Consider the following 12,580-nt stretch of genomic DNA (forward strand, 5'->3'; position numbering starts at 1 on the left):
CATGATCGGATTTGCGCCGCCGGCGACCATGTCGCCTTACAATGTTCCCGAGCCGCGGTCCGCCACCAACATCATGCCCATGCCTTCCCGTCAAAAGTTCAGTTTCACATTGCCGACCCGGCGCCAGGGCTGGCGCTGGGTGCTGCCGGTGCTGCTGGTGCTGCTTTTCCTGTCCACGCTGCTGTGGCTGCCTTGGCAGACGCAGCGCATGGAATCCAGCGAGCGCCAGGAACAGCTGATTGCCGATACGCTGTGGGTGGAACAGACCATCCGCTTCCAGCTCGGCCGCCATGAAGACAACCTGCGCGTGATCGCCAATGAAATCGCATCCGGCTACGGTACGGAAAAGCGCCTGCGCGACCGGATAGTCACCATGGCGCGCGCCAACGGCGAACTGGTTCGCATCGTGCAATTCAACGTCCAAGGCGAGCCGGTCATGTCTTCGGACGACATGGACACACGGTTGCGCGACCTGGCACCCGGCTCGATCGCGACGGCGGAACGCGCGCGCAAGTCGAAAACGCCGCTGTACGCGCAGCCTGACCCAGGTACGCCGATGACGCTTGACTACCATGTGCCGATCTATTCCGGCGACACCTACGCCGGCATGCTGACCGCCAGTTACTCGATTTCCGCCATCCTCAATGAAATGGTGCCGTGGTGGTTCGCCCAGGACAATGAAGTTTTGCTGACCGACCCGGACGACAACATCATCGACCGGCGCGCCGCTGGCGGGCCGGGCCGCGGCGTGTACACGCACCGGCGCGCGCTCGACCTGCCCGGCGTCACCCTGACGCTGCGCACCAACAGCGTAAAGGGCGAGCCGAAGCTGCTGCCCAGCCTGCTGGTCGGATCGGTGATCGCCTTGTCGCTCGGCCTGTTATGGAGCCTGGGCGCACTGTGGCGGGACATCAACCGCCGCCTGGCGGCGGAAGGCGCATTGCGGCAGCAGGTGGCGTTCCGGACCGCGATGGAAAATTCGCTGATGACCGGCCTGCGCGCGCGCGACCTCACCGGCCGCATCACCTATGTGAATCCCTCCTTCTGCCGCATGGTCGGCATCCCGGCCGAAGAGCTGATCGGCAAGGCGCCGCCCATGCCTTACTGGGCGCCGGAAGCGATGAACGAATACAACCAGCGCTTCACCCAGGTGCTGGCCGGCACGGTGACGCCGCAGTTCGAGACCATCTTCCTGCGCGCCAACGGCGAACGATTTCCGGTGCTGATCTTCGAATCGCCGCTGGTGGACGACAGCGGCAAGCAGACCGGATGGATGGGTTCCATCCTCGACATCTCCGACCGCAAGCAGGCCGAAGACCTGAACCGGCGCCAGCAGGAGAAGCTGCAGGCCAGCGCGCGGCTGGCCACCATGGGGGAAATTGCCTCCACCCTGGCGCATGAGCTCAACCAGCCGCTCGCGGCCATCTCCAGCTACACCACCGGCGCGCTGAACATGATCGAGCAGAGCGCCAACGATCCTGGCAGGCTCAATCTCGACCTGCTCAAGCCGGCACTGGAAAAGGCCGGCACGCAGGCGCAGCGCGCCGGCCAGATCATCCGCAGCGTCCATACCTTCGTCAAGCGCCGCGAACCGAGCCGGGAACCGACCACCGTGGCCATGCTGATCGACAACGTGATGCCGCTGATCGAATTGCAGGCGCGGCAGTTCTTCGTGTCGACCCGCACCGAGATCGACGAAGGCTTGCCGCCGGTGCTGGCCGACCGGGTGCTGCTGGAGCAGGTGCTGCTCAACCTGACCCGAAACGCGATCGAAGCGATGCAGGGCATCGCGCCCGAGCGCCGCATCCTGCGGATCGCCGCCCGGCGCACCGCCGCCGGGAGCGCCGACCAGACTGTTGAGATTTCGGTGATCGACAACGGCCATGGCATCCCGCCCGAAGTCGCCGAACGGCTGTTCTCGCCGTTTTTCTCGACAAAGGCAGAAGGCATGGGCATGGGCTTGAACATCTGCCGGACGGCGGTGGAATTCCACGGCGGGAAACTGATCCACTCAAACAATCCGGGCGGCGGCACCATCTTCCGCTTTACGCTGCCGGTGCTGGCGCAGGGAGTGCCGGTTGACGGCGATTCGGCGATAATCCGTGAAACCTGAGTTGCCGGGCATGCGCAGTCATCCGGCAAACTGCATGTCCGATCGCACGTGGGTGTCTTCGGCAGCGAACAAAAACCCACAGGCCCCAGAGGAGACTGAATGCTGCATATTGTCGATGATGAAGAAGTGATCCGCGACTCGCTGACATGGCTGGCGCAGTCGAGGGCCATCGGCGCGACCGCCTATGAAAGCGGTGCCGCCTTCCTGGCGGCGCTGGACAATGCCGCAGGCTTCGATGCTGCCGGCGAATGCATCCTGCTCGATGTGCGCATGCCGGACATGAGCGGCTCCACCCTGTTCGACACGCTCGCCGCGCGCGGGCTGACCCAGCGCATTCCGGTCATCTTCCTGACCGGCCACGGCGACGTGCCGATGGCGGTCGATACCCTCAAGCGCGGCGCCTTCGATTTTTTCGAGAAGCCGTTCAATGACAACAAGCTGATGGACCGGGTGGAAGAGGCGCTCGCGGCATCGCGCGAAGCCGGCGCCACCGCGCAGGTGCATGAGCGCCTCGCCACGCTGTCGACCCGCGAACGCGAAGTGCTCGATCTGATCCTGGCCGGCAAGATGAACAAGGTCATCGCCGACGAACTCGGCATTAGCATGCGCACCGTCGAAGTGCATCGCGCCCACATCTTCGACAAGATGAATGTGAAGACGGCGGTGGAGCTGGCGCGCGTGCTCAAGTAGCAGTCCGCCGGATCATGCCTGCGGGATCGCGCCCGCTTCCCCGCCCTGACGTCGGGCAGACCCTGCCCTTCCTGCGCAATCCTCTGTAACATTGCGGTTTGTCTGCTTCGCCCGCCTTCCTGCTTCCCCATGTCGATCGTCACCATCCTGTTCCCCGATTTCGCGCTGATCCTGCTCGGCTTCCTGCTGATGCGCTACACCGATTGGGGCAAGCCATTCTGGAGCGGGCTGGAGAAGATGATCTATTACTTCCTGTTTCCGGCCCTGCTGTTCTACTCCACCGCCCGCACTCCGTTCGACTTCGCCACCACGGGCACCATGCTCAAGGTCGCGCTGCTGACGATCACCGCCGGCATCGCGCTCGGCTGGATCGCCAAGCCGCTGTTCAATGTCCCGCCGATGATGTTCGAGTCGGGCGTGCAGACCGCCTTCCGCTTCAATTCCTATATCGCGCTGGCGGTCGCCTCGCGCCTGGGCGGCGAACAGGGCACGTCGATGATGGCATTGATCATCGGCTTCGGCGTCCCGCTCTGCAACATGGCGGCGGTGCATGCGCTGGTGAAGAAAGGCGGCGGACTGCTGCGCGAGATGGCCAAGAATCCGCTGCTGGTGGCTACCGCATGCGGAATGGCATGCAACCTCGCCGGCCTGCAGATCCCCGAGGTGATCGGCGCCACCCTGTCGCGCATGTCCAATGCCTCCATCGCGCTCGGCCTGATTGCGGTCGGCGCCGGCCTGCGCCTGTCGGGCGTAAACGAAGCCAAGGGGATGGCCCTGTATTTCACGGCGGTCAAGCTGCTGGCGCTGCCGGCGGTGGCACTGCTGCTCGGGCGCTGGCTGCAGCTGCCCCCGCTGCAGCTGCAGCTGGTGGTGGTGTTCGCCGCCCTGCCCACCGCGTCGAGCGCCTATGTGCTGGCCGCGCGCATGGGCGGCAACGGGCCTTTCGTGGCCTTTCTCATTTCCGGCGGCACGGTATTGTCGGCGCTGACCCTGCCGCTCTGGCTGGGGCTGGCTCGGTAGGTGCTCGCTAGCTCCCTGCCTGTGCGAGCGCCCACGCCACATGCTCGCGCACCATATTCGAACTGTCGTTCTCGCGCGACATCAATGCGGCGATCAGCGGCCCGGACTCCGGTGCGCCGGACAATGCGCGCAAGGCATTCCCCAAGCCCACCGCCAGGTTGCGCAGCCAGCGCTCGTGGCCGATGCGGCGGATCGGGCTGCCTTCCAGCCGGCGGTTGAAGTCGTCCTCGCTCCAGGCGAACAGTCCCACCAGGCTCGCTGCATCGAGCCCGTTGCGGACATCGAAATCCGCCAGCGTGGACCGCTGCGCGAACTTGTTCCAGGGGCAGACCAGCTGGCAGTCATCGCAGCCGTAGACGCGGTTGCCGATCAGCGGCCGCAGTTCGACGGGTATGCTGCCCTTGAGCTCGATCGTGAGGTAGGAGATGCAGCGGCGCGCATCCAGCCGGTAGGGGCCGAGTATCGCCTGGGTCGGACAGCTGTCGATGCAGGCATGGCATTGCCCGCAATGCCCGCTTGCCGGCTCATCCACCGGCAGCGGCAGGTCGGTGTACAGCTCGCCGAGGAAGAACATCGATCCCGCCTCGCGGTTGAGCAGCAGCGTATGCTTGCCGCGCCAGCCGATGCCTGACTTTTCCGCCAGCGCCACTTCCATCACAGGCCCCGAATCGGTGAAGACCCGATAGCCGAACTCGCCGATCTCGCCGCGGATGCGGTCGGCCAGCTGCTGCAGCCTGGCGCGCAGGACCTTGTGGTAATCGCGACCGCGCGCATAGACCGAGATCACCGCAGCCCCCGGATCGGCGGCGCGCGCTTCCTCCCGTGCGCGCCAGACTACCGCGGCCTCATCGCCGGCGTCGACATTGGCAGGCAGATAATTCATGCGCGCCGTGACGACCCGGATCGTGCCGGGAACAAGTTCTCCCGGGCGGGCGCGCTTCATTCCGTGCGCTGCCATATAATCCATCTCGCCGTGGTGCCCCGCGTCCAGCCATGCCTGCAGACCGGCTTCATGCCGCGACAGGTCGATATCGGCGATGCCGATTTCCGCAAAGCCGAGTTCTCGCCCCCAGGCCTTGATGGCAAGGGCAAGCGTGGTCAAATTGTCATCGGAAAATGTCATGAGCGTGGCATTTCCCGTCCTGTTCCGCACACATGCGGGACAGGACGGGAAACAGATTGGCGTTCAGGCGCCGTTTTTCAGCACCATCAAAGAAGCCATTTTACGAGATGCAGCACTTTCAGACTCATTTACGCGACGAAGCCGACACCATCGCGCTTGGCGGCGCCCTCGCCCGGGCATTGGCGCCGGGCCTCGCCATCTACCTGCACGGCGACCTCGGCGCGGGCAAGACCGCGCTGACGCGGGCCATGCTGCAGGCCGCCGGCCATGCCGGCCATGTCAGGAGCCCGACCTATACGCTGGCCGAACCCTATACGGTGCAGGTCGGCGGACAGCCGGTGGATGCGGTCCATTTCGACCTGTATCGCCTCGCCAGTCCGGAAGAATTCCTTGATGCCGGCTTTCGCGAATACTTCGGCGCAAACACGATCTGCATCATAGAATGGCCGGAAAAGGCCGAGGGAGTGTTGCCCTCGCCAGACATCGAGATGCATTTGAGCATTTCCGGCAACGGTCGTGATATAAAATGTGAGGCCTTGTCCGTCCAGGGTACTCAATGTCTCGATCGTCTGAAATTAGCGCTGAACATGTAACTTCCTCCGCGAAGTCCAGACGCCGCACCGTTCTGAAAGCCGGCGGCACCCTTCTCCTCTCCGTCTTCACGTCCTTGCCCGCCCGCGCCGCGCAGATCATGGCGGTCCGCGTCTGGCCGGCCGAGGACTATACGCGGGTCACGCTGGAGAACGACACCAACCTGAAGACCAGCCACTTCATCATCAAGGACCCGGAGCGGCTGGTGGTCGACATCGAAGGACTGGAGCTCAATCCGACCCTCAAGCAACTGGTCGCGAAAATCCAGTCGAACGACCCGTATATCAAGCAGGTGCGCGTGGGCCAGAACCGACCCAACGTCGTGCGCCTGGTATTCGACCTGAAGGAAGAGGTCAATCCACAGGTCTTCACGCTGGCCCCGGTCGGCGAATACAAGCACCGCCTGATCTTCGACCTTTACCCCGTCAATCCGGTCGATCCGATCGCCGCATTGATCAACAAGGGCGAATGGCTGCGCGAAAAGCCGGCGGAAAGCCTGCCGCCGCTGGCCTCGGCCGGCCCGGAGCCCAAGCCGGCACCGGCGGTCCCTCCTGTTTCGGGCCTTCCATCGGTTCCGCCGGTGCAGGTGCAGCCCGAGCTGCGGGCACCGAAAGCCGAGGACAATGACAAGGAAGAGGCTTCCAGGCCTGCGACGCTCACGCGCATGATCACCATCGTCCTCGATCCCGGCCATGGCGGCGAGGATCCCGGCGCATTGGGACGCGGCGGCAGCAAGGAAAAGGACGTGGTGCTCGACATCGCAAAGCGCCTGAAAGCCAAGATCGAGAGCCAGCCCAACATGCGGGTGATGCTGACGCGCGACGGCGATTTCTTCGTTCCGCTTCACACGCGGGTGCAGAAGGCGCGCAAGGTGCAGGCCGACCTGTTCGTCTCCATCCATGCCGATGCCTGGATAGAACCGACGGCGCGCGGATCTTCCGTTTTCGTGCTGTCGGAAAAGGGCGCCTCCTCCACCGCCGCCCGCTGGCTGGCGAACAAGGAGAATGCGGCCGACCTGATCGGCGGCGTCAATATCAAGTCGCATGACCGCCAGCTCGCCAGCGTGCTGCTCGACCTGTCGACCACAGCGCAGATCAACGACAGTCTCAAGCTGGGCAAGGCGGTCTTGGCGGAAATCGGCGGCATCAACCGCCTGCACAAGCGGGCGGTGGAGCAAGCCGGCTTTGCCGTGCTGAAGGCGCCCGACATCCCCAGCATCCTGATCGAGACCGCCTTCATCTCCAATCCGGAAGAAGAATCCAAGCTGACCGACGACAAGTACCAGGACCAGATGGCCAACGCGGTACTGCGCGGCATCCAGAAGTATTTCGCCCGCAATCCACCGCTGGCCAAGAACCGCATGACCTGAGGCGCATGAAAGCGGGGTCGAGGAACCTGCATTCATGCGGTTTCCCGTGGATCCCCGCTATTTCCCAAAGCGGAAACCTGCGGAACGCCATGCATCAAAACAGTCGCTATCGATCATCAAATCTGCTACTCTTTATTGCAGCAGGGCAATTAAATTCCCTGCTGCTTCGTTGCCGCGTTTCCGACGCATCCTCAGATAAGGATAGATCCTGATGCAAGCCACTACTACGGAATCCAGCCAGACCGATATCTCGGCGCACGAATTCCTGGCCTTCACGCTGGGCAAGGAAGAGTACGGCATCCACATTCTCAAAGTGCAGGAACTGCGCGGCTACGAGGCGCCGACCCGCATCGCCAATGCGCCGGCCTTCATCAAGGGCGTGGTCAACCTGCGCGGCATCATCGTGCCGATCGTCGACATGCGGATCAAGTTCAACCTCGGCACGCCGACCTACGACCAGTTCACCGTCGTCATCATCCTCAACATTGCCGGCCGCGTGATGGGCATGGTGGTCGACAGCGTGTCGGACGTGATCACCCTGTCGCCGGAACAGGTCAAGCCCGCGCCGGAAATGGGCACCGCGCTCAATACCGATCACCTGATCGGCCTGGGTACCATCGACGAGCGCATGCTGATCCTGGTCGACATCGACAAGCTGATGTCCAGCGCCGAACTCGGCCTGATGGACGCGATCGCGGCTTGATCACCCGGCGCTATTGAATAGCCTGCTTCCTGCCGGCGCCATCGAACGCGGCAGGAAAGCTTTCCTTATCTCCAAAAAATCGGGCCTGGCACGAGCCAGGAAAGGGATTGGGCGCGACGGTATAATCTCGCAATGAACGCCCCGCACACCCCGCCCCGCCCCATCCTGGCGCTTCCCGACCAGCTGATTTCCCAGATCGCCGCCGGCGAGGTGGTCGACCGTCCCGCTGCCGTCGTCAAGGAATTGCTGGAAAACGCGCTCGACGCGGGCGCCACTCAGGTCACCATAAGGCTCGAGGAAGGCGGCGTGAAACGCATCGCCATCACCGACAACGGGCGCGGCATTCCCCCCGACCAGATGCCCCTGGCGCTGGCCAGGCACGCGACTTCCAAGATCGCCTCGCTGTCCGACCTGGAAAATGTCGGTACGCTCGGCTTTCGCGGCGAGGCGCTGGCATCGATCGCCTCGGTGGCGCAGGTCACGCTGACTTCGCGCACCGCCGATGCCGATCATGCCTGGGAAATCTCGGGCAACCAGGATGGCCAGGTGACGCCCTCCTCCGGCGCGCTCGGCACCACGGTCGATGTGCGCGACCTGTATTACAACACCCCTGCCCGCCGCAAGTTCCTGAAATCGGACCAGACCGAATACGGCCATTGCGCCGAGGTGGTGCGCCGCATCGCCCTGTCGCGGCCCGATGTCGCCTTCTCGCTCTCGCACAACGGCAAGACGGTCGACCACTGGAACGTCAGCGAAATCGAAAAGCGCAGCGCGATGATCCTGGGCGGCGAATTCGCGACGGCCCGCCTGCCGCTCGACGAGAACTCGGGCCAGCTGCGCCTGCACGGCTTCGTCGGCCTGCCGACCGCTTCCAAGGCCCGCGCCGACAGCCAGTATTTTTATGTCAACGGCCGCTTCGTGCGCGACAAGCTGCTCGCCCACGCGGTGCGCGCCGCCTATCAGGATGTGCTGCACGGCGACCGCTATCCCTGCTATGTGCTCAGCCTGGAGCTCGACCCGGCGCTGGTGGACGTCAACGTGCATCCGTCGAAGATCGAAGTGCGCTTCCGCGACGGCCGGGCGGTGCACCAGTTCATCTTTCACGCGGTCAGCCGGGCGCTGGCGCAGACTTCGGCCACCTCCTTCGGCGCGACCCCGGCGCCGGTGACCGCGACCACGGGCGTGCTGCCCTGGCTGCGCGAACAGAAGCAGACCGAATTCAGCATGCCGTTCGCCACGGGTGGCAGCGGCGTGGCGCAGTCCACAGCTGCCTACGGCGCATTGTTTTCGCCGTCGTCGCCGTCAATGCAGATGCCGGATGCAGATGCAGCGTCTATACGCACACCGGCGAGCGGGCCGGCGACGCTGTTTGCCACACGGGACGCTGAGTCTCCCTACCAGGCGCAGGCAGCCCAGCCTTCGCAGACCCTGCCCGACCACGACTTCCCGCTCGGTTTCGCACTGGCGCAGCTGCACGGCATCTACGTTCTTGCCCAGAACAGGAAGGGCCTTGTGCTGATCGACATGCATGCCGCGCATGAGCGCATCCTGTACGAGCAACTCAAGAATGCGCTGGATTCCGACGCCTTGCAGATCCAGCCCCTGCTGATCCCGGTTACCTTCCATGCGGACCCGGTGGAAGTTGGCACCGTGCAGGAAAACCGGGACGCCCTGCAGGCCCTGGGCTTCGACATCAGCGCGCTGTCGCCGACCACGCTGGCCGTGCGCGCGATTCCGGCGCTGCTCAAGAATGCCGATGCGCAGTCGCTGGCGCGCGACGTGCTGCGCGACGTGCGCGAGTTCGGCGGCTCGCGGGTGCTGGTGGAACGGCGCAATGAGATGCTGGGCACGCTGGCCTGCCATACCGCCGTGCGCGCCAACCGCACGCTGACCATCCCGGAAATGAATGCCCTGCTGCGCCAGATGGAAGCCACCGAACGCGCCGACCAGTGCAACCACGGCCGGCCGACCTGGGTACAGCTCGCGCTGTCCGACCTCGACAAGCTTTTCCTGCGCGGACAGTAACCCCTTGGATAATCGCTCCCGACCGCTTGCGCAATTCGCGCATGCCCCGCTGATGCCGCTCCTCATCGCCTTCATGATGCTGCAGCCGCTGTCGACGGATCTCTACCTTGCCTCGCTGCCCAGCCTCGCGTCCACGTTCGCGGTGCCGGCATCGACCGTGCAGCTCACGCTGTCGCTGTTCGTGATCGGTTTCGGCGGCGCCCAGCTCATCATCGGCCCGCTGTCGGACCGCTTCGGCAGGCGGCCGGTCCTGTTGTGCGGCCTGATGCTGTACATGCTGGCCAGCGCACTGTGCGCACTGGCTCCCTCGATCGGCCTGCTGATCGCAGCCCGCTTCCTGCAGGCCTTGGGCTGCTGCGCGGCGGTCATCATCGCCCGCGCCATCGTGCGCGATGCCTATGCGCCCGAACACAGCGCCCGCGTCGTGGCGGCCGCCAGCACCTGGCTGTCGCTGGCACCGCTGCTGGGCCCCATCCTCGGCTCCTATCTGCAGGTCGCCTTCGGCTGGCGCGCAGCCTTCGTCACCCTCGGCCTGCTGTCGACGCTGGTGCTGGCGGCCAGCGTCTGGCGCCTCCCGGAAACCAACATGCACCTCAATCCGCGGGCCACCCAACTCTCCGGCCTGATGGCGAACTACCGCATCGTGCTGGGATCGCGCGAATTCTGGGCGCATGCGCTGCCCGGCGCGCTGTCCTACGGCGCCATCTTCGCCTTCATTTCCGGCTCCTCCTTCGTGCTGATCCGCGTGCTCAGTGTGCCGACCGCCTGGTTCGGCTACTGCTTCGCCTTCGGGGTGAGCGGCTACCTGAGCGGCACCATCGTCTGCCGCCGGCTGCTGCCGCGCATCGGCGCGCCTCGCGCCTTCCGCATCGGCAGCGCGCTGTCGCTGGCTACCGGCATGCTGTTCCTGGCCGCGGTCGGCGTCGGCATTGCGCACTGGAGCTTGATGCTCGCGGCGATGTTCCTGACCATGCTTGCGCACGGCATCAACTTTCCGATCGCGCAGTCCGGCGCTGTATCGCCCTTTCCCCAGCAGGCGGGCACGGCGGCCGGCCTGATGGGGGCGCTCTACATGACGGTCGCCTTCGCGGTCGGCACGGTGGTCGGCAGCACCCATGACGGCACGCTCTATCCTCTTGCCCTCATTGTCTGCACCCTCGGCGCGCTGATCTTCGTTTCGGTGCGCGCCATTGCCTCCGGCGCCGCGAGTACCGCATGATGCAGCAGACAGGCAAGCCACTGGCAGTGGCCATCATGGGCCCCACGGCGTCCGGCAAGACCGCCGCCGCGCTGCAGATCGCCGGCGAGATTCCGGCCGAAATCATTTCCGTGGATTCTGCGCTGGTCTATCGCGACATGGATATCGGCACCGCCAAGCCCAGCGCGGACGAGCGCGCCGCCGTGCCGCACCACCTGATCGACATCCTCGATCCGGCGGAGTCGTACTCCGTGATGCAGTTCCGGCAGGATGCCATGCGCCTGGTCGCGGAAATCTCCGCGCGCGGCAGGCTGCCGCTGCTGGTCGGAGGCACCATGCTCTACTTCAAGGTGCTCAGGGATGGCATCGATGCCCTGCCGCAAGCCGATCCGGAACTGCGCGCCCGCCTCGACGAAGAAGCCGCCCGCCTCGGCATGCCGGCCCTGCATGCCAGGCTGGCAACCATCGATCCGGAGACCGCGGCCCGCCTCAAGCCCAACGATTCGCAGCGCATCCAGCGCGCGCTGGAAATCCATGCGCTGACCGGCCAGCCGATGTCGCAGCTGATCGCACGCGCGCCGAAGGAGGAATTGCCGTTCGACCTGCTGCCGCTGTCGCTGGAACCTTCGGACCGCAGCGTGCTGCATGCCCGGATCGCAACCCGCTTCGATGCGATGCTGGCGGCCGAAGGAGGACTGCTTGAAGAGGTGCGCTTCCTGAGAGCAAGAGGCGACCTGCATCTCGGCTTGCCCTCGATGCGCTGCGTCGGCTACCGCCAGGCCTGGGAGTATCTTGACGGCACGATAGACTTCGAGGAACTGCGGGAAAAAGGCATTGCGGCAACAAGGCAGCTGGCCAAGCGTCAGCTGACCTGGCTGCGCTCGATGCCGGACCGGACGGTGGTCGATTGCCTCGCGCCCGATGCGGCATCGCAGCTGCTGGACCTGACCCGGCGGGCGTTGGCGGACCGGGAAAATCAGGTCCGATAAGATTTTCCTGCCATCCACCTTGACAGGAATAATCGATGTCAGCATAATTGCGGGCTTCTTGGTGATATAGCTCAGTTGGTTAGAGCACAGCACTCATAATGCTGGGGTCGGTGGTTCAAGTCCACCTATCACCACCAGAATTCAAGGCCGCAAGTCATCGAAAAATGACTTGCGGCCTTTTTGGTTTACGGCCTGCTTCCAAACGATCAACTCGATGCATCTCTGTCGCGGAGACGATACCGAAAGGCCGAAACATGTACCTGGCATATATATCAACGCACGATTTTTGTGACAAGTCTCCGTACGCGCGGCTCGAAGACAGCAAACGTCAGCAACAAAGTTGTTGCAATCAACAGAATATGCAGTTCTCGGAGGGAGTGTGACAACGCACGCGGCACGTGCGGATCGTCATGATTCCCAGGATAGGCGGCAATTGAAAATACGGTAAAGCCGGCGCATATCAGCAACGAGACGATGAGTATCCATCGTGCGGCGAACAGACGCAGGCCCTGGCAGATAAACAGCGATGCCATGCCTCCGCAAGCAATCCAGAAAAAGACCTGATACATGAAGAATGAACCCATCTTCATGCTCATGGTATCCACCACGTTTGCGTAACCGATGAAGCAGAACACAGTGAGAACGCCAAGCGGCAAAAGAAAAATGAGACTTAGTATCCGGCGCATGAGGTTCATCCAGATAAAGATTTTGACAGGTCGCGCCAGCTGTTTTGTCATGATGTCCGAGGACGCCACGAAA

11 protein-coding genes and 1 tRNA gene are annotated in these 12,580 nt (G+C 64.0%); 10 read left to right on the forward strand and 2 right to left on the reverse strand.

Features of this window, described 5'->3' with window-relative positions:
- Positions 1-73: 73 nt before the first annotated feature.
- From RY831_RS13545 to RY831_RS13555, 3 genes are all read left to right on the forward strand, one after another.
- Entirely contained in the window at positions 74-2,113 is a 2,040-nt protein-coding gene (locus tag RY831_RS13545; protein WP_326507048.1) for an ATP-binding protein, read from the forward strand.
- A 99-nt stretch (positions 2,114-2,212) separates the two neighbouring features.
- A complete protein-coding gene (locus tag RY831_RS13550; protein ID WP_326506887.1) occupies positions 2,213-2,803 on the forward strand; it encodes a response regulator transcription factor in 591 nt (196 codons plus the stop codon).
- Between the two features lie 129 nt (positions 2,804-2,932).
- Complete coding sequence (locus tag RY831_RS13555; protein WP_326506888.1) at positions 2,933-3,823, forward strand: AEC family transporter; 891 nt, start codon at positions 2,933-2,935, stop codon at positions 3,821-3,823.
- A 7-nt stretch (positions 3,824-3,830) separates the two neighbouring features.
- On the opposite strand, the gene queG is transcribed toward RY831_RS13555, so the two are convergent.
- Complete coding sequence (queG, locus tag RY831_RS13560; RefSeq protein ID WP_326506889.1) at positions 3,831-4,946, reverse strand: tRNA epoxyqueuosine(34) reductase QueG; 1,116 nt, start codon at positions 4,944-4,946, stop codon at positions 3,831-3,833.
- 107 nt (positions 4,947-5,053) lie between these two features.
- Between queG and tsaE the strand changes: the two genes are divergently transcribed.
- The 7 genes from tsaE (at position 5,054) to RY831_RS13595 (ending at position 11,958) form a co-directional block, all read left to right on the forward strand.
- Complete coding sequence (gene tsaE, locus RY831_RS13565) at positions 5,054-5,539, forward strand: tRNA (adenosine(37)-N6)-threonylcarbamoyltransferase complex ATPase subunit type 1 TsaE (protein ID WP_326506890.1); 486 nt, start codon at positions 5,054-5,056, stop codon at positions 5,537-5,539.
- Complete coding sequence (locus tag RY831_RS13570) at positions 5,503-6,906, forward strand: N-acetylmuramoyl-L-alanine amidase (RefSeq protein WP_326506891.1); 1,404 nt, start codon at positions 5,503-5,505, stop codon at positions 6,904-6,906. Before tsaE ends, RY831_RS13570 begins: the two co-directional genes overlap by 37 nt.
- Before the next feature lie 211 nt (positions 6,907-7,117).
- The gene (locus RY831_RS13575; protein WP_326506892.1) at positions 7,118-7,609 is read left to right on the forward strand and encodes a chemotaxis protein CheW; all 492 of its coding nucleotides are present in this window, start codon (positions 7,118-7,120) and stop codon (positions 7,607-7,609) included.
- Positions 7,610-7,741: 132 nt separating this feature from the next.
- A complete protein-coding gene (mutL, locus tag RY831_RS13580) occupies positions 7,742-9,634 on the forward strand; it encodes a DNA mismatch repair endonuclease MutL (protein ID WP_326506893.1) in 1,893 nt (630 codons plus the stop codon).
- Positions 9,635-9,638: 4 nt separating this feature from the next.
- A complete protein-coding gene (locus RY831_RS13585; protein WP_326506894.1) occupies positions 9,639-10,853 on the forward strand; it encodes a multidrug effflux MFS transporter in 1,215 nt (404 codons plus the stop codon).
- Entirely contained in the window at positions 10,850-11,821 is a 972-nt protein-coding gene (miaA, locus tag RY831_RS13590; protein ID WP_326506895.1) for a tRNA (adenosine(37)-N6)-dimethylallyltransferase MiaA, read from the forward strand. The genes RY831_RS13585 and miaA overlap by 4 nt, the downstream gene beginning before the upstream one ends.
- A gap of 60 nt (positions 11,822-11,881) precedes the next feature.
- Positions 11,882-11,958, forward strand: a tRNA-Met gene (locus tag RY831_RS13595).
- Between the two features lie 135 nt (positions 11,959-12,093).
- On the opposite strand, the gene RY831_RS13600 is transcribed toward RY831_RS13595, so the two are convergent.
- Positions 12,094-12,558 (reverse strand): hypothetical protein, encoded by a 465-nt coding sequence (locus RY831_RS13600; RefSeq protein WP_326506896.1) that lies wholly within the window; start codon positions 12,556-12,558, stop codon positions 12,094-12,096.
- Positions 12,559-12,580: the final 22 nt, after the last annotated feature.

Source organism: Noviherbaspirillum album (assembly GCF_035916955.1).
Lineage (GTDB): Bacteria > Pseudomonadota > Gammaproteobacteria > Burkholderiales > Burkholderiaceae_D > Noviherbaspirillum > Noviherbaspirillum album.